The following is a 22184-nucleotide window of genomic DNA, read 5'->3' as shown; positions in this document are numbered from 1 at the left end:
AAAAAAGCTGTTTATTATGTGTTATTTTTATAGCAGATGTCAGAATAACATATATACGGGAGGCACAAGTAAATGACCATTAGAATTGGTAAGCTCAGCTATTGGCATGTGCATGCATGGGATTATACCAAGCAAGCTCAGGAGCATGAAGATACCGTATTAGCTGCAGTTTGGGACGAAAACGTAGAACGTGGGAACAAAGCTGCGGAAAGCTTGAATATTCCTTTTTTTGAATCACTGGATGATCTGCTTGCGCAAGAGGATATAGATGCCGTTATCGTGGATGCACCAACGAATATGCATAGAGACGTAATCGTGGCTGCGGCCAAGGCGGGCAAACATATTTTTACAGAAAAAGTTATTGCCCCAACGTTAAAAGAAGTTAACGCAATTATCGCAGAAGTTAACGAGAACAAAGTGAAGCTAACGGTCTCCTTGCCTCGTTTAAATGACGGCTATACATTAACTATTCAAGAGATTCTAAGTCAGGAGCTGCTCGGCAAGATTACTTACGTTAGAGTTCGCTTATCCCATAACGGAGCAACGGAAAGCTGGCTTCCTGATCATTTCTTTAGCTTGGAGCAATGTGGAGGCGGAGCTTTGATTGATCTTGGCTGTCATCCCATGTATTTGGCGAAGCTTTTCTTAGATCAAGATGTGACTGGGGTTAGTGCTAATTTTGGGTATGTAACCGGTAAAGAAGTGGAAGATAATGCTGTAGTGACATTATTTACGGATTCAGGAGCAATTGGTGTGGTGGAGGCTGGTTTCGTGAATAGTCATTCGCCGTTTACTATCGAGGTGCATGGAACTGAAGGAACGCTGCTTTACGGAACACCAGAGAATAAGCTTCTTCTTAGAACGAACAAATCCACAGATAAAGAAGAAGGCTGGAAAGAAGTAGCCTTGCAAAGCAATCGTGAAAGCGCCTTCCATCAATGGGTTGATCATATTCAAAATAATACACTCGCCACTCAAAATGTTGAAATGGCAGTTGAGCTTACCAGATTAATGGAGGCGGCGAACCGCTCGGCTAAAGAAGGCTGTGTAATTCCGATTGGGAGGACTTAACGTTGAGCAGCTTTCCCTATGAGATGATGTTTGAGAAGCAGGACATGCTTGAAAGATTGGATATCACGATTCTATGGGGACATTACGAGATTACAGTGTTTAGATTTCATTTGACATCTTTTCCACCGGGCAGAGTAGTCGAGTTCCATAATCATTCTGAATTTGAGTTTCATTTCATTCCGCGCGGGAAGGGAGAAGTCATTCTTGGGGATCAAAAGTATCCTCTGTCAGAGGGAATGTTTTATCTAACCGGACCAGGTGTTATGCATCGTCAAGAGGCAGCTGCAGATGAATCCATGGAAGAGCTATGCCTGCATGTTGACATCAAGAAGAGGATCCGGGATGATGCTGATCTTTGGGAGGTTGCGGAAGCTGAGACCTGTGTGGAGAAGCTGAAGTGTTTACCCTTGGTCCCAGCACAAGATTATCACGGGGCTATGAAGTGTTTTCGAGAAGCGTACGAAGCATGCGATGGGAAGTTGACCGGATATTATACTTCAATTAAGCATCTCGTGATTAGTATTTTATTAAAGGCCGTTAGAGCGTATGATTCAGGCGGGATCCGCACGGAGGCGCCGGTTAGAGATATGCTGACTTACCGGTATCAATACGCAATGCAATATATGGAAGCGAATTATTCAGGAACGGTTACCTTAGAAAATGTTGCGGAAAAGCTGAATATTAGTTCAAGGCAGCTGCAGCGGGTGTTTAAGCAAGTAAATGCAGAACAATCATTCAGTAGGGCGCTTGAGGACATCCGATTGCAAGCGGTCTGCCGCAAGCTTGAAGAAAGCAATTATCCGATAGAACAAATCGCACAGTCGGAAGGGTTTACCAATGCTACCTATTTGCATATTGTCTTCCGCAAGCGGTTAGGCATGACACCGGCAACTTATCGAAACAGCAAACAAATCCATTAGAGGTGAGGGTGAAGGATATGAGTAAGGTTTTTCGTGTAGGGATTATTGGATGTGGTGGTATTGCGAATGGCAAACATCTTCCAAGCTTGAGCAGACAAAGTAAGGTTGAGATCGTGGCTTTTTGTGACATTATTAAAGAACGTGCTGAAGAAGCAGCGGAGAAATACGGAAATAATAAAGCTACTGTCTATACGGATTACACTGAACTATTAAAAGATCAATCCATTGATATTATTCATGTGCTTACGCCTAATGATGTCCATGCGGAAATATCAATCGCTGCACTAGAAGCCGGAAAACATGTGATGTGCGAAAAACCAATGGCTAAGACAGCGGCAGATGCCAAACGAATGGTTGAAGCAGCGAAACGTACAGGCAAGAAGCTGACCATTGGATATGACAACCGATATAGAGAAGACAGCTTATATTTGAAAAAAGCCTGTGAGTCCGGAGAGCTTGGTCATATCTATTTTGCAAAAGCACATGCCATCAGACGGAGAGCCGTACCGACCTGGGGAGTATTTCTTGATGAAGAGAAACAAGGCGGCGGTCCGCTTATCGATATCGGAACTCATGCGCTGGATCTAACCCTTTGGATGATGGATAACTATAAACCTAAAGTCGTGCTTGGCACTAAATATCATGAACTTTCACAAAAAGAAGAAGCCGCCAACGCCTGGGGACCGTGGGACCCTAAAAAGTTCACCGTGGAGGACTCAGCCTTTGGAATGGTCGTAATGGAGAATGGCGCAACAATCATGCTGGAAGCGAGCTGGGCTCTGAATTCACTAGACGTACATGAAGCGAAATGCAGCTTAAGTGGGACGGAAGCAGGCGCAGATATGAAGGACGGACTTAGAATTAACGGAGAGAAATTCAGCAAGCTGTACACTAATAAAATTGAGCTTGGGGCAGGCGGCGTTGCCTATTATGAAGGAAAAGCTGAAAGTGCTCCGGATATAGAATTAAGAAAGTGGATTGAAGCGATTGAACAGGATAAGGACCCGGTTGTAACTCCTGAACAGGCTTTTGTTGTTTCGCAAATATTGGAAGCTATTTATGAATCGGCGCAGACCGGCAAGGCTGTGTATCTGGATTAGATTTTGACAACTATAGCGATTTAGAGTAATATCCACTTGTGATTTAATTATAGGGATCTGAGACAAGACTCTCTCTTTACCGGGAGAGTTTTTTTGTTTTTTTACTTGTTTAGACTCTGGGTAATAGGGGTGGAAATCGTGGATACTATTGATCGCAATCATGTGCTTATTGTGGAAGATGACGATAATATTAGACGTTTTATATCTATAAATTTAACGAATAACGGGTTTGTGGTTAGTGAAGCTGCTTGTGGAGAAGAAGCATTGCAGAGCTTTGAGGTGAGCCGTCCAGATGTTCTGGTTCTGGATATCATGTTGCCTGACTCTAATGGGTTCGAAATATGCCGAAAGCTAAGAGAGAAAGACGCTGGGGTCATCATCATTTTCTTAACCGCACGTGGACAGGATTTGGACAAAATCAATGGCCTTGAAATGGGTGCTGACGATTACATTGTTAAACCTTTTAATCCATTAGAATTGGTAGCACGTATTAAAGCGATTTTGCGCCGTACAGAATCAGCTCTCAAGCCGCAAAAAACGATACTTCAAGCTGGACCGATTCGGCTGGATCTGAATGCAAACAAGATGTTTAAGCAGGATGACAGCATTGAATTAACTCCGAAGGAATTTCAGATGATGAAGACCTTTCTGGAGCATCCGGATACAGCACTCTCTAGGAATGAATTAATGAATCTTGTCTGGGGAGAGGATTATATTGGAGATCCTAAGACGGTAGATGTTCATGTGCGTAAGTTAAGAGAGAAAATTGAGGTTGATCCTTCTAGTCCGCTTTGGATTGAGACGGTATGGGGGCTCGGATACCGCTTTAGAAAGGATGGTTGAAGAATGGGGATTCAGAAAAGATTAGTAGGAAGCTATTTTGTAGTCATCTGTCTTACTGTGCTCATTCTTGAAATCATTCTTAATGTATCTGTGCGATATTATTATTTTCATAACATAGAGGAAACCCTGATGAATCAAGCAGAGCTATCGGCTTCTTTTTTTCAGCAATACTTTGGGGACCAGGATCTGGAGGAACAATCGGATAGGTTACTGAAGGGTTTTGCGAGTCATTCCGATGCACAGGTACAGATTATTAATGTTGAAGGCCGGCTGTTGCAGGATTCAAATGGACTTCAAGGCGATCTTACTATGACTGAGTACATAGATGTGCAAGCAGCAATAAAAGGGCAGCCCGGCAGTTGGAAAGGTGCGGACCCTAACACAGAGGAAGCGATTTACGCGGTATCCTATCCTTTACAAGCGAATGGAAACATCGTGGGGGGAGTCAGATTTATCACGTCCTTAACGGAAACTATACATACAGTTAAACAGATTACGGTTTTACTGATCGGGGTGGGGATCATCGTCATTGGCATTGTCACCTTACTTGGATTATTACTGTCTTGGACCATAACCAGATCCATTAAAGATTTGAAGCAGGCAGCAGACCAGATGACCGAAGGTGATTTCAGCATCAGAGTGCATAAGCGCTATCAAGATGAGCTGGGTTCATTGGCGGATACGTTAAATATGATGGCAAGCCGAATCTCCAAGAGTGAACAGCTTAAGAATGATTTTATCGCTTCCGTATCCCATGAACTGCGAACGCCCTTGACCTCGATCAAAGGTTGGGCAATTACCTTAAAGGCGAGTGAGGTGAGTAATCAACCTCTGTTTTATGATGGGCTTGATATTATTGAATCCGAAAGTGACAGGTTAACTCATATGGTGGATGAATTATTGGATTTCTCCAAGTTGGATAACGGAAGAATCGCCGTTCACTTCACATCTGTGGATCTAACAGAACTACTGCAGCATATCGGCAGACAACTTACCCCTAGAGCGACCCGACAAGGCATCTCACTAGATGTAAAAATAGAAGAACATCTGCCAGTGATTCAAGCTGACGAGAATCGTGTGAAGCAAGTCATGATTAATCTCATTGATAATTCACTCAAATTTACTGGTTCATCAGGTCGAATCTTTATCACCGCTCATACGGTTCCAGGGAAAGTCGTGATTTCTGTAGAGGATACAGGCTCAGGCATCGCTGAGACGGATTTAGAGAATGTGCGGCAAAAATTCTACAAAGGGGATCAACAGGCTTCGGGCAGCGGCTTGGGATTATCCATCTCGGAACAGATCATTAAATTGCATCATGGAGAGCTGCGAATAAGCAGCACTTTAGGCAAAGGAACGATTGTCCAATTTGACTTACCGATAGAATAAGAATTCAAATTTAACTATTTCATAACCACTTTCATCTCTTTCACAGATAAAATACTATATATGCGGACAAGCGAGGAGTCGATGATCCAAATGCCGAGCAAATTCATAAAAAGAGGTACCCTATTGACAACTTTATTTTTGCTCGGAGGATGCGGAGTCCCGGCGACACCCGGAGAGCTGATTAAACCTCCATCATCAGAAGCAAATCTGCAGCGAGACAAAACGAGCCAGGAATTTATTAAGTGGCTTCCAGACAAAGCTCAATTGATAACTCCGATGAAGGGACAAGAAGATAATGCCATCTCCTTTGGCGATATGGATGGAGACGGAATCGACGAAGCTGTAGTTGTGTATGAGTACAGTAAAAACAAAGGATACACTATAAAAGCAATGTTGTTAAGGCAGGAAAATGAAGCTTGGCAGAAGATTTCCGAGGTTGAGGGGTTTGGGTATGGTCTAGATTATGCCGGATTCTTTGACGTTGATGAAGATGGCCATAACGAGCTTGCACTGGGCTGGTCATTGGGTGAGGCAGGTAATGGTATGGATATTTATACGCTAAGTGAAGATAAACTTAAGCTGTTATCGAAGAAGGCGTATCAGGGCAAATATGATCTGAGGTAATCATTCAACCTAATCATCCGTAGCGCTTCAATGTGAAAAAAAAAGTAAAAGTGCTCAGCGGATTATTTGTAATACCCATTTTCATGCATATAACCCGTACACAACAAGAAAACTACAGAAATTAAATAGAGGTTGTAAATGCTTGTCTCTACCAAAATTGCAAAGCTGGACAGATCCGTACTTTTTCTCACCACCTGCTTAGTTGGCGTGGGTACTGTTGCTATTTATGAAGCGACTACAGATACGCGGTTAGACGGTCTTTACATAAGTTATTTGTATTTATTTGCTTTATTTTGCCTACCCATGTTATTCATTGCTTTGGTAGATTATAAGATTCTATTAGGCAGGTTAGCGTATCTCTTTTATGGCGTAGGCATAGGTTTACTAGTACTAGTCAAGCTGGTTGGAGAAAACCTCAATGGTGCTGTGCGTTGGTTAAGTATTGGGAGCTTTCAGCTTCAGCCCTCCGAGCTGGCTAAAATATGTACGGTGTTGCTCATTGCTCATCTATTAGGTACACGAGAGGGCCAGCGGCTGCGGTTTTTTCAAGATTTAGTGCCGGTCTGTTTCGTTTTTTTAATTCCTTTCATTTTAATAATGGATCAGCCCGATTTGGGTACAGCACTCGTATTTGCTGGCATATTACTTAGTATGCTGTGGATTGGTAACATCCGTGCTCTATATATGATTCTGATCCTTGGTGTTGTGATTATTTCGATCGGCACGATACTATGCCTGTATTATGCTAACTTCGACCTGTTATCCAAGATTGTCGAGCCCCATCAACTGTCACGAATCCAAGCCTTTTTGGACCCGCAGAGCGATCCTGATAAATCTTGGCATGTAAAAAACGCAATGATAGCCATTGGCTCCGGGGGATTATCGGGCAGTGAAGGTATTTTTTTGCGAAAAGGATATATTCCATATGCGTATTCCGATTCGATCTATGTAGTCGTCGGGGGAAAATACGGTTTTATAGGTTCATCCGTGCTGTTGATGCTTTATTTGCTGCTCGTGTACCGAATGATCTTTATTGCACTGGATAGTAGGGACCGTGCGGGTACCTATATTGTCACCGGGTTTATCGCTATGTTCATCTTTCAAGTTTCCGTTAATCTTGGGATGCATATTGGGTTACTGCCCCTAACGGGGATTTCATTGCCTTTTATTAGTTATGGAGGCAGCTCGTTGCTAACTAATATGATAGCGATTGGCATAGTGCTAAGTGTTAAAGTTCATAAGGATGAAAGTGCTGATTGAATAAGCTATTGGAACTGAGTGGAGGAAATTATGTCTAACAAACGCAAGTGGACAACAACCCGTAAAATTCTGACGAGCATTGGTCTTGTCTTAGGCGCAACTATTATAGGGATTGGAGTATATGCAGGGTATTTATACAAAAAGACGGATGATGCGATACAGCGTATGGCAGCTCCAGTCACCATCCAACCCACTGCTGCTCCAGAGGAAAAAAAGGAGACGGTATCGGTTGAACCAATGATTTTTCTGCTTGCCGGGGTAGATAGCCGGGACGGTGGCGGTGGGGTAATGAATACTGATGTTCTGATGCTTGTCAGCTTCAATCCGGACACGAAATCGACGAGTTTCTTATCTTTACCCAGGGATTTGTTGCTAAAACCTAAATCGTTACCTTCCCGTAAAGCCAATTATTATTATGCTTATCATTACATAAAAGACAAAACAGAGGCTATTCCGAATACAAAAGAGTTTTTCAGCAATTTGCTCGGTCTGCCGATTGATCACATGGTTGTGGTGAATTTTGATGTGTTGCAGGAGACCGTGGATTTGTTTGGCGGACTGACTATAGATGTAGATATGGATATGAAATATACCGATACGGCAGATGGTACACACATCGATTTAAAGAAAGGCTTGCAGAAGCTGGATGGCCAACAAGTTCTTGATTTTGTGCGGTACCGTAAATCGAATCAAGGAACGGCTGAATCCTCCGATTTCCAGCGTAATGATCGGCAGCAGCAAGTAATCAAGCAGATCCTGGATAAGCTAGGGAATTTCCAAGGCGTGTCCCAATGGGGAAATGTATTGGATATCATTGGTGAAAATGTGAAGACGGATATTCCTCAAGCAGATCTGCAGCAGTGGTTATTCAACTTCCCTAAACTTAAACCAGAGCATATTAATTCCTTACATGTGGAATCTCTTTGGAAGAGTCCGTATGTCTATGTGAATAAAGAGGATCTAAAACAAGCACTTACTACTCTGAGTACGGAAGCAGGCGTCAGCTCCGAAAGCTCATTACACTTGGAGAATGTTGGGACGGTGGATTAACATCTATAAACCTGCTCTTAAGAGCAGGTTTTTTTGTTTGTTCTACTATAAATCCCGCTAACCAGTAAAGTAATCCGCCAAGAGGTAGAGGCCTGACTTCCATGCATAGTACCATAAACACAGCGATTATAACGAATCGTATATTGTTTCTGGTTTACTTGAGAGGAGAAGGGAATTTTATGAAATACAGACGGGGTATTATGTTTCTAATCGTACTTACAGGAATGATCTCAATAGCTGCTTTTAATCCGATTATTGGTCCGCTTGCGCGAAATTTGGGGCTGAGTGATTTTCAATCAGGATGTTTAGTATCGGTGGCGGGGTTATGTTGGCTGCTCGGAGGATATTTCTGGGAAAAACAAACGTTTATGAGCCGAAAGTGGCTGCTTGCTTCGATTATGTTCGTCTATATGGCCACACTCATTATTTTTGCACTATTGGCTGATTATGCAGTAAATGCACAGAGTAAAGAGAGTCTGTTTTGGAGGTTCTTTTTACTTCGCGCAATCGCTGGCTTTTTCTTTGGAGGAATTCCGGCATTAGCACAAGCTTATGTTATGGGCTGGAGTACAAAAGAAACCCGTACACAAGGAATGGCATTATTTGGTGCGGCCAACGGTCTTGGTTTCGTAGTAGGACCCGCAATGAGTGGAGGAATGGCTTCACTGGGCCTGACCTCACCAATGTACGCGGCCGCTATTTTATTGTTCACCTTGGCTATATTGTTTCTGGTGTTTATTCCTAAAGAAAAGAATATTGAGATTGAGCGGCAGGCGATTTCACTTTCCCCCAATGATCGACGGATACGCCTCTATTTATGGATTGGACTTTTGCTTTCGTTTGCTCTGAATATCGTGCAGGTTACTATCGGATTTTTTGTGCAGGATAGCTTGGGTTACAGTACTCAGCAAGCCACTCAGTTAATTGGAATGGGGCTGGCGATCTCTGGAATAATGGTAGTGCTCTCGCAAATTGTAATCAGTAAGTATCTCAAATGGCATCCTAAAAAAGTGCTGCTCGTGGGACTCTTATTTGTTGCCTTAGGCTTGCTGGGATTGTTATTGTTCATCAGATTTGCGTATGTAGACTTTACATTTTTGGGTATTGGCATCGGCTTTACACTGCTCGGCTACAGTGCGGGTGCTTCAATGGCGGTTCAAGACCATGAGCAAAGAAGCGTTGCTTCCTTTATTGCGGCCCTGCAAGGTGGCGGGTCATTCATAGGGCCAGTTATAGGAACGGCCTTATACACCGTTAATATGGCGCTTCCTTATTCTATCTGCGTACTGTTGATATGTATTGTAGGTCTCGCTAATATGAAGAAAAAAGCGGCGGATCGTGTGGAGAGTTGTTAAAGAAGAAAGGCTGCTCTTAGGAGCAGCTTCAGGCTGTCGAGGGTGACTCGACAGCTTTTTTTGTAGCTTTCTGCTGGCAGTGAGTTTATGTAGAAAATAAGGAGAAAGAGTTTTTTACCTCGTATTGAGCTTCCAGTTAATAGTATAATAAGAACTCGTAGGAGTTATTTCAATATGTTGTAGAGAGGTTATCCACAATAACTTTATACGAATACATACTCATATTTTTTTGAGGAATAAGGAGATGAAAGCATGACTGTAAATACTACAGCGGAACAAATCCGCATTATCGAATACGATTCTTCTTATGCTGGGGCGGTCGCAGAAATGTGGAACCGCAGCAACGAAAGCTGGGGCGGAGGCACCAATCAAAGAACTGAGGACAGTGTGCGCCGTGAGATGGAGATCTCGTCCAATCTTAATGCCTTTCTTGCCGTTGATGGCAAAGAGGTAGTCGGCTTCTGCAGCTTCGCCCACTACCGTCAAGATGAAGGGGCTTTGTATGTCCCGCTATTGAATGTACGCCCCGATTATCACGGATACAAGGTTGGCCGCAATCTGATTCTGAACGCTGTTCGCCAAACAATAGAAGCGGGCTGGCCACGTCTTGATCTGTTCACTTGGGCAGGTAATACGAAAGCCGTACCGATGTATAAGAAATGCGGATTTTTTTGGGAGAAAAATGAAGATTACGTCCATCTGATGAACTTCATTCCAACAGTACTGCAAACGGAAGCACTTGCTCCTTATTTTGAAGAACTGGATTGGTATGCAGACAGTACCCGTGAACTTCCCATCCAGCCAGATGGCCGCCAGGAGCGTGGCTTTGATTTCTTTGATTACACTTGGCAAAAGGGAAAACTCTCCTTGCGGGCGGAATTCGAGAAGACTGGCCGCGGTCTGACCGCTCTTGATACACCAGACTATGAAATCTCTACGGAAATTGATGATCATGATCTTGTGTTTGGTTCGACCTACAAGATTCGCTATCGCATCAAGAATCGTTCGACGTCTGAGCTGGCCATTGAGATCGAAGGCCAGAACGATAAAAATATCCGTTTTGCTCTATCTGCTGCGCGAATACTCGCTCCAGGTGAAACGGTTATCGTGGAAGGTGATTTTGAGCTTGATTCAGTTCGGGAAGAGCAGAACGATAAGAAGACACACCCCGTTGTTATGAGCAAGTGGATCATCGGTGGCAAGCGTGCGGAATTCCGCATTGGCGTTGCTCCTAAATTTCCACTCAAAATGAAGATAGCGCTGCCACACCGGGAACTGTATCTGGGTCTTCCTTCGGAACTGTACCTTAATGTGGAGAATAATTTTGCTGCAGAAGCAGAATTTTCTTTTGATTTGCCCGAAGACGAATTCCTCGTATGGGCGGACCGTACAGTAAGCTTTACTGTTCCAGCTAAGAGTAAGGCTTCTATTCAAGTACCCTATACCCTAACTTCATACGGTCTTTATTCACAGGCTATTGAGGTAACGGCCGTTCCGGTTGGAGAGAAGGCAGTCACCTTCATAAGCAAACTATCCGTTCTAATGAAGGGAACGCATGGCCGCTTTGGCGGGGAAAACGGGGATCAGTGGGTGGCTGTGAATGGCGCTTACTCTATTCATCTTAATAATACCGACAATGGAATGTGGATTGAATATCCCGGCTCGAGCCATAATTTCTGGTTGACCCATCCGAAGTTAGGCAAGCCATTCGCAGAAGAATTCTCTAAGAAACAGGCCAAAGAAGTAAAGATCTATTCTGAAGGGGAGAGCCAGGTTCTCGAAGCTCTTTACGAGTCGGAAGAATTTCCGGGTCTTGAGATAAAAAGAGTGGCTAAGCTATTTGCCAACGGAATCGCTGAGTTTTATAGCGAGGTCTGCAATACCAATAGTGATATCCTGGAAGAAGACATGTATCTGTTAACGAATTTCGGCTTTTTCGGTAAACAGCTCATCTTGCCATATCAGGGCCAATACGTGGACATGGGCGATGCTTACTCAGGCGATCCAAGTCTTTGGGACAGTGCACAAATTACGGAGAACTGGTTGTTCTGCAAGGAAGAGAACGTCACATGCGGAATCTGCTGGGATCCTTCGCTAAAATTGCTTCGTCCGGAATACCCGCTTGGGCTGGAGCATAATCTTGGCCGAATCTCCGCTGGAGATGTCGTACGGACAAAAACTATGGTGTTTGCTCTTAACACCTTCCTTAAGTGGTCGGAATTCCGCGCCTTTGCCCTAAAACAGCAGAATTCGGTCATACCGGTGTTGGATGACCATCTTGAGCTAACGCTCGGCGGTGGAAATCCTTTTGCGGCAGGGGCACTTCATGCCGAGCTAATCGAACGAAAGATGACACCGCTTGATGGAAGCCTTGAATTGTATGTACAGGCTGATGGAGAAGAGGAGCGAAGTGTCGCTGAGATGGAGTTGCAAAGAGGACAAAATTTGCACTCCGCTGGTTTTGAACTCTCTACTGAGGATACAGAATCACCAGAACACAACGAATCTGGCCGTAAGGTCCGGGTCGTCTATCGTGGTGAGGATCGCATTCAAGAGCGAACAGGCCTCTGGTTTCCACAAACGGAAACAAGCGTTGTTTGTGGGATAGAAGAAGGACCTGCGGGTCCCGTTTACACAGTGAGCAACGGAGTTCTATCTATTGCAGCTGCTCCTGATTTCGGCAGCGTTGTGCATTCCTTGAAGCACCAAGGAGAAGAGTGGCTGGACAGCACCTTTCCGAAAGCTGAACCACGTTCCTGGTGGAATCCTTGGCATGGTGGACTCGGTGTGGGTATATCTGGCATAGGCGGATTTAGCCGGTTGCAGGAGCCAAGAAGCGCAGCTTGGACGGAGCAGATGGATGATCACGGCAACGTCTGGAAGGGATTGAGACTGACCACTTCGATGGAGAAGCAGGAAGCAAACCGGGGGATCACGATCAATCAGCATTACCTTATGCTGCCCGGAGTCCCTGTGCTCTGTGTGTTGATTTCAGTAACCAATGAAAGTGGAATGACGCTGCCGCATTATTCGCTATCCGAGGATAGTTACTTTAAGCCTTCACCAATCTATTCGGAAGGCTGGATGGATCTCCCAGAGGAAGGCAACTTCCCTATCGGGAAGGTCGAAGCCCATCTGGAATCCAAGGGACTTATCCGAATCGGTGCAACTTCGCGTAAAGACATGCTGCATGTGGTGCATAGTTATCCTAATCAGAGAGCTATGTCTTACGTGAACAATAAGGTATTCACATATGGTGTGAATCACCATCTACTACTTCTGAACGGAGAAACCGCTTGGACACAGCCGACCTTCATGATCATGGGAGAGCTCGCTCTGGATCCAGAGGTAGTTCGTAATCTTATGAAGGTGACCTTTGCTAGTGTTTCTGACAAAAAGGAGACTATAAATGCCAATCATTGATATTCACATTCATCTGTCGGACATCGATAGCTTTCATCAGACAGCACTGGATCTCTCCAAAGTTGATTACACAGCTGCTGGGCTCAAAGCGGAGTTTGACAAGAACGACGTTGTTCTCGGCATTGGAATGGGGGTCACGGAGCAGACGAAGGGAGCTTTCCCTGACTCTGCCTCTCCCAATCCGATGGGACTCGACTTGGAAGCCAGTGTGCCGCCATTCTTAATGGAATGCGTGGGCATTAATCCGAATATGCTCGGAGGAAAGGATGCTTTGGATGAGCTGGACCGAATAGAGGCAAGGCTGCAAGCTCCTGAGGTAGCTGGTATTAAGCTCTATGCCGGGTACTATCATCATTACGTTTATGACAAAATCTACTCGCCGATCTATGAGCTGGCCGCCAAGTACGGCACGCCTGTAGTTATTCATACCGGTGATACGTATTCGATGAATGGATTGCTTAAGTATGCGCATCCCCTTACCGTGGACGAACTGGCGTTCCAACGGCGCGACGTGAACTTTATGGTCTGCCATCTAGGCGATCCCTGGGTGATGGATGCTGCCGAAGTGGTCGCCAAGAATCCGAACGTCTATGCCGATTTGTCCGGTCTCGTTGTTGGTGATCGGCCTCATTTTGAGCGGTTCATGAATGAACCCCTGTTTATGGATCATTTTCGCCGGGCGTTGGTGTACTCTGATCACTATGAAAAAATGTTGTTCGGTACCGATTGGCCACTCGCGCCTATTGATCTCTATGCGGAGTTCGTCCGCCGGCTTGTGCCTGAGCAGCACCACGAGAAAGTATTTTATGAGAATGCCTTTGCATTATTCCCACGCATCCAGCAGAGAATTGCAGCGCTCTGAGCGGAGCGGGACAGTATATCTGAAGCGCAGGGAAATAATATAATTACGAACAAGCCATCCTTAGTTAGTACTAAAGGATGGCTTGTTTTTACATTTGTATGATGACCATGCCTATTTTTAGATTGAGTTTCCAAATTTTAATCTTCCTTTTCTTTACTTAACAGATCAGCTAGCTCAACCGAATTCTTATTTCTTAAATCCAGCATCTTTTCGCTATTGCTAGCTTTAATCAGGAAACCATCTTTCGTTTTAAAATCCATATAAAGGCTGAATCCGGCCACCTTTGAATTAGCGTAAGTAACAGTCATTCGATAAGTCGGTTCACCCACATCAACAGACCCGCGTACTTTTTTTACAGTTCTTATAGCATCTTCGAAGATTTGAAGGCTTTCACGGTCAGTATAAGTAATTTCTGTTGTTTCGGATGCAAGATACACACTTACGATCTTTTGCGTGGGTCTGACTAATACAAATAATAAAATCAGTAAAATTATCAGTGAAAATGATAGAATACTAAATTTTTTCATAACCTACCTCCTTACTTAAGAATAATGCAGACCAATCACTTAGTTTCCAAAATAGTTATAAATTTCAGCTGAGTGTGCGTTGCTTATCTCATTGTTGGAATCTTATAAAAATTCCTAGGGTTCTATTTATTATTTGCTAATGGACTTGGGAAACCTTTATTAAAATAATAAACGTCTAAGAATGTATACATATTTTAGAAATAATGTGCTTGCTTTTTAATTACACGTTTGTATAATGAATATATTATACAAATGTATAACAAGGAGAAATATGGATGAATAACAAAATCAAACGCTTGCCAGATGCTGAACTGGAAATTATGCTGGTGATTTGGAGAGCCGAGAGTTGGGTTAGCTCCTCTTATATTTTGAATCAACTGGGGGATAAACGTAAGTGGGCGCTTGCAACTTTGATGACAGTGCTGTCACGGCTGGTTGAAAAGGGCTTTCTATCTTGCGAAAAAGAAGGGCGGAGCAACCGTTATCTCGCTGCAATTTCTGAGACAGATTATAAAGAGAGCGAAGGGAAGTCTACGCTTGAAAAGCTGTTTGGCAACTCTGTGCAGGATATGGTGATGTCCTTATACAACGGGAAGGCGATTGATAAAAGCGATCTTGCTGAGTTGCGGGAACTGCTCGATAGAGTAGATAAGGAGGAATCCTGATGATAACAGGTCTTTTTACAGATTTTCTGGTTATTTCTGTGACCCTTAGTTTAGTTATTATCGGCTTAATCACATTAACTCCCTTGTTAAGAAAACATTATTCGGCTAAGTTGAGCTATTGGATATGGTTGATCCTAACCTTGCGATTATTGTTGCCATTCAACTTTTCCTTTACCAATCCTCCTGTGGCGATTCAGCTACCCGAAGGTCAGGCCATAGCAACTGTCTTTCAAAGTTCAGTGTCCCAGAATTTGCAGGCGGATACGCCAGTAATCTCTCAGCCGGTCCAGACAGGGGATGTAAGCCATATCCCTTCTATAATTAATATTTTAGCTTACATCTGGGTTACTGGCGCTGTGCTTTTTATAGGGTATCATTTGCTGAGTTATTTCTTTTTCAGGAAACAGGTGTTACGTTGGAGCAGCCCTCTTCAGAGAGAGGATATGTTCGCCAAGCTCAAACAAGTCGCTAAAGAAATGCATGTAACAACCGCCATTCCGGTTCTGATAAGCAGTAAAGTTCCGAATCCGATGCTAATGGGTTTTTATAAGCCAACACTATTCTTGCCGCATGATCAATATAGTGACGAAGAGCTGGAGTTTATCTTAAAACATGAGCTGGTCCATTACAAAAGGCATGACATCATATATAAGCTACTGCTACTGATTGTGCAGGCACTGCATTGGTTTAATCCATTGGTCTGGTTCATGGCACGCGAAGCTGTCCGCGAAATTGAAATTTATTGTGATGACACCGTTGTACGTAAGCAAAATGCGGCATATCGAAAGAAATACTGCGCAGCCATTTTATCGGTTATGCAAAGTAATGCTACACGGCATGTAGCTTTATCAACGAATTTTGCAGGAGGAAAACACTCGATGAAGCAGCGATTTGGCAGTATTTTAAATATGAAAGAAAAACGAAATGGAGTAGGCGCATTTCTTGCGGTCTTAATGGTGGTTGGTGTAACAGCAGTGCTAGCAGCCTGTACCAACCTAACCGGCCAATCTACAGATACGGCGGCGCTCAAACCAGGTACTATTTATTCCTACAGCTCTAGTGGCGAACAAGTGGTTGTGCATGACGCTGGGAATGCGTATTCCATGGACGAGGATGGTAATGTCTCTGTCTCCTATCGGAAAGGGGAGATCCAAGCGCAAACGCCTTTAAAACTTGATACGACTGGAACAGAAATGGGGATGGGGAGAGCGGATACCGGATTTTATATCTCCGAGGACAAAACTGCAATTGTATATGGATTTGCGGATGGTAAAGAATCCCCTCTACATGTATTAATCAGTGATGACATGGGGAAATCGTGGAATAACTACAACATTGCAGGTGCAAAGGGTTATGACGCCAAGTTCATCGGGTTTACCGACAAACAAAATGGATGGATCGTCTCCGGAGGTTCTGCAGGCGTGGGACGCTCATTAAATTATGTATACCAGACCTCTGACGGCGGGAAGACATGGACGGAGCTTGGAAATCCTAACGATTTATACGCGGAAAGTTTAGCCGGGGCAGGGTTTTCTAACAAGGATATCGGATTCTTAGGGTTCAGATATTATGAAGATAATGGGCCTGTTATTTATTGGACCAAAGATAAGGGGCAGTCATGGGAAAAGCTCGTGGTATCCCTTCCGGAAACCTTTAATGAATATCAAAAAACGCCGCTTTCACCTATTTTTAATGGAAAAGAAGGATTGTATCCTATTCTGCTCAGCAAAGAGGGCAACACTGTAGGTACCATCTATCTGTCGAGTAAGGACAACGGCCTGAAGTGGACGTATGATCCAGCATATGATCAAATGGGCGATTCTAAATAGAAGCAAGTGGAGCAGGGGGTGATCTACAAAGATCTCGCCCCTTTTTTATATGGAGAGCGGACGAATTTAATATGTAGCGGCTTTTAATTGTATTTTGTACAGCTATTTTCGCTCGAAAAACTCGCTCATGAAGATAGTTGTATTTTGTACAGCTATTTTTTAGTTTTTTGCCGCTAAAGCTGATAACTGTGATTTTTAATTGTATAGAATACAGTTAAAGTGAGAAGTTAGCCTTTTACAGACGAAATAAGTGTATAGAGTGCAGTTATCTCATAGGTTGCATAAAGTTACAGCGATAAAATATACGGGGAGAGGATAGCGGAAGCAAGCTGCTGTCAGTGAAGAAACCAAGCTGCTATCAGTGAGGAAAGCGAGTTGCTGTCAGTGTGGAATGGATGCTCGATCGTAATTCGGCTGGACATTGGAAAATTCTATGGATTTTTCTCCGAGGGTTGCCCAAAGAAGACATTAAAGTCGGATAGCTACGATTTATGAATATCTGCTTAAACAAACCGCTACAAACCAGAAACACCAGGCAGAGCTTCTCCAATAATCGGATAATCCATGCCTGGTTGTCTTTTTACTATTTTTATAATAACGAGACTTTATTTGAATCTATCATAATCTGCTTTCGTACGACGCCTCGTCACCGATAAAAGAGGAATAAATTACTTTTTCCAGCCTCCACCGCTATGTGAGGAGGACTCTACATAGTCTACGTTGATTTTGCCGGTGCTTGTTCCTACCTCAGTGTTGAAATTATATTGTCGCAGGTTCCAATCCTCGAAGGTTCCCTGCCAGTCATTATCTACGATGAAGGTGTAACGTGTTGTGGCGGAATTAGTGCCTCGAATATGAGAGCAGACTGCTCGTGATCCGTAGATACCCATTTTATAACCTTTGGAATTTTTAGTACTGCTGTCTAGCACTGATTTTATGCCTTGAAAATAAGGTACTATATTGTTTGTGATTTCGGTAGAGGTCATATCGCGGTCTATCGCAAAATAAATCGGAGTGCTGCTGGTTTGTCCCAAATCACTTGCTAAGCCTACAGCCGTTTCAGTATCTTTAACCCCATTGGCTTTCGTAAAATGATCGAGCGATTTGCTGATTTGATAAAGGGATATGATATATAATCCCCCATCTGAAATCCGTGTAATCTCAGCTGAGGTGAGACCATCCTGGTATCCTTCCACGCGATTTAAATATCGGCAAACGAATGTGAATTTATTATTTTTAAGTGTAGTTAATCTTGCTGCTGTTACATTTGTAGCTGTATCACAACCTAAAGCCATTGTAATTGCCTTCTTTCAATTTTTTTGTTTAAGGTTTGGCGCCAACCTCCCTATCAATTTATGAGAAAACTTTCACAGATTCTTGGGGGAACAACGAAATGAGAGAAAAAGAGACAGATGAGAGGGTGAATAGAAGGAGAGACTTTGATCTTAGAATTTACTATTATTGTTAACTTCTAGGAACCTTTGGAATTAAACTGCATCTATACCCTATGAAGAATTTATGATTTTCTAACATGGAGGTTGATCAAGACATGGATAAAAGATGGTTGCTAGCTCCAATACTTGTTGCATCATTGCTTGCTGCTCCAGTTGCGAATGCGGCATTGCCCGCTTACTTCACTTTCATTATGGATGGAGGCGGGAAAGGTACGAGCGCTGCACTAGTAAAGGATGGGATTACTTATGTTTCAGCCAGTCACTGGGAAGCGGCAGGACTTAAGGTTGTATGGGTTAAATCGCATCAAAGAGCGGAGTTTACTGGATGGGGAAAAAAGATAGCCGTTCGTATTGGAAGTAAACAGGGGGTCCTTGATGGTAAATTGGTAAGTGTAGAAGGTGTTCCTTTTGAAATTAATGGTCAACTCTATGTACCTGCCCGTTTTCTTGTAAATTCATTAGGAGGAACAACGGTCAGCTGGGATGCGACGAAGAGGATATATACAGCAACTGGGCTATTGAACTATGCTAGTGCCAGCGCACAATTTGCTGGATCTACTTATACAGTGGATAAAAAAACAGGGGGTTTATATCTAACAGATTCCGCAGGACAAACTCGCTTGCTAACGAACCTTGGTTCGCAGTTATTCGATGCTGTTCAATTCGATTTTCAGAAGACGCCGAAAGGTCTAATCTATCTAACCGTAACAGATGTTTACGGAGAACCACATATCAATAATAAATGGTATACGATGATTATTAAGGATGGAATGGTCATTCGGCACGCAAGTGTAGGGTACCATCTTCGTTATGGTGACAATGTGAAAATAGCTGGCGATCAGCTCCTGCTTACCAATGGGAAAATATTACGATTAATTGAAGATGGAACAGGGAACGTAAAGGAGACGATTAATCTGAACACCCTAGGTGGTAATTCGGGTAATTATTTAGTGGAGGGAATGGACGAGGATTTTCTGCTGATTCGGTCCAATCAGCAAGGTTTCCTCATGATGATAGATCGTAAAACAGGTGCCAAAACATTGTTGTACAAGGCACTTCTTGACGTAGAACAGCAAAAATATGCCGAAACAAACGACCTTCCTTTTTTTGGAGACAATCTGAAATTCCTGAAAAGAGAAGGGGATGCCCTGCTTTTTAATAATGAATATGTAAAAGACGGTAAGGTTTATAAGTTAATGCTGGACGGTTCATAATGGGGAGGCTGAGTATTATCTCCGCAGGTTATCATAGTAAGATTTGATCCCAAGGTTTAAGAACCTTCCTTTTTTTGCTAACTAGAATAATATAAGATCATGCTTAAACGGGTCAATGATTGTCCTGGATTATAATATACATGGGGTTTGTCTGCGTTAAACGTGATAGAATCACCAGATTTTAATAGATATTCATCATCATCGACACGCAAAGACAATTCACCATCAAATACAGTGATTAATTCTTCAGTTCCTTCCATATGTGGATTGGCATCAAGGTATCCACCCTCGTCTATCTCAACCGTATAACCCTCAAATCGTTTGCTTTCATCAAATGGGAAAGAGGGATACACCCGATATTTTCCGTTGTCTTCAAGCAGTGGCTGAATTTCATTTCTTAATACAACTCTTGTGTCAGGCTTTGGGTAATCTATCAGCGCAGAAAATGAAGTTTTTAATCCATTGGCGATCTTCCAAATGGTTGTAATGGTAGGTGCCGATTCGCCTCTTTCGATTTGACCAATCATTGTTTTGCTTACTCCTGTTAATTCAGCCACCTTTTCCAGGCTTAAATCTTTACTTCTTCTAATCTTTTTTATATTCTCCGCAATGATTTGATTTATCTCTTCCACGGTAATTCTCCTATCCCTATTTACTTTATAACGACCAGGATATACAATAAAACGCACATAAGGACGTTATAGCGTCTGATAAATACATTATAACATACAACGAGGTGTAATTCAGTGATTGTTTCTTTGTTTTTATATGCATTTGTGGCTAGCTTTACTCCGGGACCTAATAACATTATGGCAATGACTTTTGCAAACCAGTTTGGTTTACGAAAAACAATGAGATTTTGTTTAGGAGTGGGCACAGGTTTTTTCGTGATCATATTGTTATGTTGCTATTTTAATATACTTCTGATCAATTTTATCCCTAAGATTGAATCTAGTATGGCTGTGATAGGCGGAGTCTACATGTTTTATTTAGCATTTAAAATTATTACAAGTAAACATCAAGAAAGTGATGGAAGTGGCGATAAACACAACAGTTTTATTGCGGGTATGCTTTTACAATTTATTAATCCTAAAGGGATATTATATGGAATCACAGTTACATCTACATTTATTCTTACCTCTCATTCTTCCTATTTTAACTTATTGAGTTACTCTATAGTCTTAGCTTTCATCGGTTTTATGGGCACTTTTAGTTGGTGTTTATGTGGTTCTCTTTTCAAAAAGATGATATCTAGATATAGAAGTCAATTTAATATACTTATGGGATTGTTGTTAGTGTATTGTGGAGTTTCGATAGTGATAGGATGAATGAATGGAGCCCCATGTCAATAACGCCATAACATTGAACCGGCTTGATAACCTGACCCCAATGTCCAAAATAATAAGTTGTCGCCACGTTTGATCAAACCATGTTCAATAGCACAATATAAGGCCAGAAAGGGACTGCTTGTGCCTGTATAGCCATATTCGTCGGCTACATAAATAATTTTATGTTGATCCAGGTTCAGCTTAACTTGAAGTAATTTAATATTAGCCAATGTAAATTGTGAAAAACAAAAAACTTGTATATCCTCGAATGTTAGGTGATGTTTGTTTAATAATTCAACAATAGATGCTTCCGCAAATCGTACACTGTCTATTCCGCTGAATCTCCCCCAGTGTAAGTAGCGGTGTTCAGCCCCATCACGCAAAGACTTAGCCAATCCTTGAGCGGGGTACACAATTTCTTCTGTAAAACGGCTGTCCGAAAGATACCTTACGTCAATTAATCCACTCTCTGAATGATCTTTTTCTAAAATGAGGGCTACGGCGGCATCGCCAAAAATTGAATATGTTATTGGATGTGAAGGATCAGCCCATAAATTTAAAAAATCCGAACCGATAACCAACGCTCTATCTCTATCAGGATCATCGTATAAAGTACGAGCAGCCTGTTCAACCGCAATAAACATTCCTATACAATTACCATTCAAGTCATAGCAAAGCGTATCATCTTTACCTTTGATAGCTTTGTGAATAAGCAATGAATTCGTAGGTGATAAATATTCCGGAGTTGAGCTGGAAAAAAGAATCAGGTCTATATCTGCAGATTTCAATGATGCAGCATCAATTGCCTGTTGAGCGGCATTAATCGCCATCGTCAACGAGTTCTCCTTCGTTCCTTCAATAACATGGCGGTTTTTTCTGCCTGTCTTTTTAAGAATCCGCTTAATATCTATACCTTGCTTTTGAAAATGGTCAATAAAATATTGGTTGTTAATCACTCTTTCAGGACAATAAATGGAGACTTGTTTTATCGAGATACCTTCTAACATAGCATGATCACTCCTTGTAATAATTTTGCAATCACATTACATTAAGTAATCTAAAAGTATCTATTTACCTAACAACGCCTGCTCATTTCTATAAGCTTGTTTGTCCAAATCTTATTTGATGTTATACTTTATGATCTTAACAAAGCATAACATTAATTAGCAAAAAATTCTATAATTTACTATAAATGTAACTATATCGACGCATCTAAAATATCCACTAAGATTAAGTCCACAGCAACCATGTTGCGAGTGGACTTTTTTGC

19 protein-coding genes are annotated in these 22184 nt (G+C 42.5%); 15 read left to right on the top strand and 4 right to left on the bottom strand.

Features of this window, described 5'->3' with window-relative positions; all coding sequences use genetic code 11:
• Window positions 1–72: 72 nt before the first annotated feature.
• The 11 genes from MHI51_RS19850 (at window position 73) to MHI51_RS19800 (ending at window position 13897) form a co-directional block, all read left to right on the top strand.
• Window positions 73–1071: a Gfo/Idh/MocA family protein gene (locus tag MHI51_RS19850; RefSeq protein ID WP_076218419.1), complete on the top strand. Its 999-nt coding sequence runs from the start codon at window positions 73–75 to the stop codon at window positions 1069–1071.
• Window positions 1072–1073: 2 nt separating this feature from the next.
• Window positions 1074–1991, top strand: a complete 918-nt coding sequence (locus MHI51_RS19845) for an AraC family transcriptional regulator (RefSeq protein WP_248548564.1) — start codon at window positions 1074–1076, stop codon at window positions 1989–1991.
• Between the two features lie 17 nt (window positions 1992–2008).
• Window positions 2009–3091: a Gfo/Idh/MocA family protein gene (locus tag MHI51_RS19840; protein ID WP_076190679.1), complete on the top strand. Its 1083-nt coding sequence runs from the start codon at window positions 2009–2011 to the stop codon at window positions 3089–3091.
• A gap of 138 nt (window positions 3092–3229) precedes the next feature.
• Window positions 3230–3934 (top strand): response regulator transcription factor, encoded by a 705-nt coding sequence (locus tag MHI51_RS19835; RefSeq protein ID WP_405173208.1) that lies wholly within the window; start codon window positions 3230–3232, stop codon window positions 3932–3934.
• A gap of 3 nt (window positions 3935–3937) precedes the next feature.
• The gene (locus MHI51_RS19830) at window positions 3938–5323 is read left to right on the top strand and encodes a HAMP domain-containing sensor histidine kinase (protein WP_076301712.1); all 1386 of its coding nucleotides are present in this window, start codon (window positions 3938–3940) and stop codon (window positions 5321–5323) included.
• A 123-nt stretch (window positions 5324–5446) separates the two neighbouring features.
• Window positions 5447–5947 (top strand): hypothetical protein, encoded by a 501-nt coding sequence (locus tag MHI51_RS19825; RefSeq protein WP_143761876.1) that lies wholly within the window; start codon window positions 5447–5449, stop codon window positions 5945–5947.
• A gap of 138 nt (window positions 5948–6085) precedes the next feature.
• The gene (locus MHI51_RS19820) at window positions 6086–7207 is read left to right on the top strand and encodes an FtsW/RodA/SpoVE family cell cycle protein (RefSeq protein WP_405173207.1); all 1122 of its coding nucleotides are present in this window, start codon (window positions 6086–6088) and stop codon (window positions 7205–7207) included.
• Between the two features lie 30 nt (window positions 7208–7237).
• On the top strand, window positions 7238–8257 hold the full coding sequence (locus MHI51_RS19815; RefSeq protein WP_076276133.1) for an LCP family protein: 1020 nt from the start codon (window positions 7238–7240) through the stop codon (window positions 8255–8257).
• Between the two features lie 179 nt (window positions 8258–8436).
• Complete coding sequence (locus MHI51_RS19810) at window positions 8437–9612, top strand: MFS transporter (protein WP_342409934.1); 1176 nt, start codon at window positions 8437–8439, stop codon at window positions 9610–9612.
• Between the two features lie 252 nt (window positions 9613–9864).
• Window positions 9865–13035 carry a GNAT family N-acetyltransferase gene (locus tag MHI51_RS19805; protein WP_076276135.1) on the top strand — a complete coding sequence of 1057 codons (3171 nt, stop codon included), beginning with the start codon at window positions 9865–9867 and terminating at the stop codon, window positions 13033–13035.
• Window positions 13022–13897 carry an amidohydrolase family protein gene (locus MHI51_RS19800; protein ID WP_076276136.1) on the top strand — a complete coding sequence of 292 codons (876 nt, stop codon included), beginning with the start codon at window positions 13022–13024 and terminating at the stop codon, window positions 13895–13897. The genes MHI51_RS19805 and MHI51_RS19800 overlap by 14 nt, the downstream gene beginning before the upstream one ends.
• A gap of 137 nt (window positions 13898–14034) precedes the next feature.
• Here MHI51_RS19800 and MHI51_RS19795 read toward each other — a convergent pair whose 3' ends face one another.
• Window positions 14035–14424 carry a hypothetical protein gene (locus tag MHI51_RS19795; RefSeq protein ID WP_076217867.1) on the bottom strand — a complete coding sequence of 130 codons (390 nt, stop codon included), beginning with the start codon at window positions 14422–14424 and terminating at the stop codon, window positions 14035–14037.
• Between the two features lie 275 nt (window positions 14425–14699).
• Between MHI51_RS19795 and MHI51_RS19790 the strand changes: the two genes are divergently transcribed.
• Window positions 14700–15089 (top strand): BlaI/MecI/CopY family transcriptional regulator, encoded by a 390-nt coding sequence (locus MHI51_RS19790; protein WP_076143756.1) that lies wholly within the window; start codon window positions 14700–14702, stop codon window positions 15087–15089.
• A complete protein-coding gene (locus MHI51_RS19785) occupies window positions 15089–16918 on the top strand; it encodes a M56 family metallopeptidase (RefSeq protein ID WP_405173206.1) in 1830 nt (609 codons plus the stop codon). The genes MHI51_RS19790 and MHI51_RS19785 overlap by 1 nt, the downstream gene beginning before the upstream one ends.
• Before the next feature lie 668 nt (window positions 16919–17586).
• Here the strand turns inward: MHI51_RS19785 and MHI51_RS19780 are convergent.
• A complete protein-coding gene (locus MHI51_RS19780; RefSeq protein ID WP_248548571.1) occupies window positions 17587–18213 on the bottom strand; it encodes a glycoside hydrolase domain-containing protein in 627 nt (208 codons plus the stop codon).
• 254 nt (window positions 18214–18467) lie between these two features.
• Here MHI51_RS19780 and MHI51_RS19775 point away from each other — a divergent pair, with 254 nt between their 5' ends.
• On the top strand, window positions 18468–19586 hold the full coding sequence (locus tag MHI51_RS19775) for a copper amine oxidase N-terminal domain-containing protein (protein ID WP_405173205.1): 1119 nt from the start codon (window positions 18468–18470) through the stop codon (window positions 19584–19586).
• A gap of 77 nt (window positions 19587–19663) precedes the next feature.
• Here MHI51_RS19775 and MHI51_RS19770 read toward each other — a convergent pair whose 3' ends face one another.
• The gene (locus MHI51_RS19770; protein WP_076276138.1) at window positions 19664–20218 is read right to left on the bottom strand and encodes a helix-turn-helix domain-containing protein; all 555 of its coding nucleotides are present in this window, start codon (window positions 20216–20218) and stop codon (window positions 19664–19666) included.
• A gap of 114 nt (window positions 20219–20332) precedes the next feature.
• On the opposite strand from MHI51_RS19770, the gene MHI51_RS19765 reads away from it, so the two are divergent.
• Complete coding sequence (locus MHI51_RS19765) at window positions 20333–20914, top strand: LysE family transporter (protein WP_076276139.1); 582 nt, start codon at window positions 20333–20335, stop codon at window positions 20912–20914.
• 17 nt (window positions 20915–20931) lie between these two features.
• On the opposite strand, the gene MHI51_RS19760 is transcribed toward MHI51_RS19765, so the two are convergent.
• Window positions 20932–21921, bottom strand: a complete 990-nt coding sequence (locus MHI51_RS19760; RefSeq protein ID WP_076276140.1) for a ketoacyl-ACP synthase III — start codon at window positions 21919–21921, stop codon at window positions 20932–20934.
• Between the last annotated feature and the right edge of the window lie 263 nt (window positions 21922–22184).

It is taken from the genome of Paenibacillus sp. FSL H8-0260 (genome assembly GCF_045040625.1).
In the GTDB taxonomy this organism is placed as follows: domain Bacteria; phylum Bacillota; class Bacilli; order Paenibacillales; family Paenibacillaceae; genus Paenibacillus_AQ; species Paenibacillus_AQ odorifer.
The sequence above is the reverse complement of the archived record's forward strand: the minus strand, read 5'-3'. Positions and strand labels throughout refer to the sequence as shown.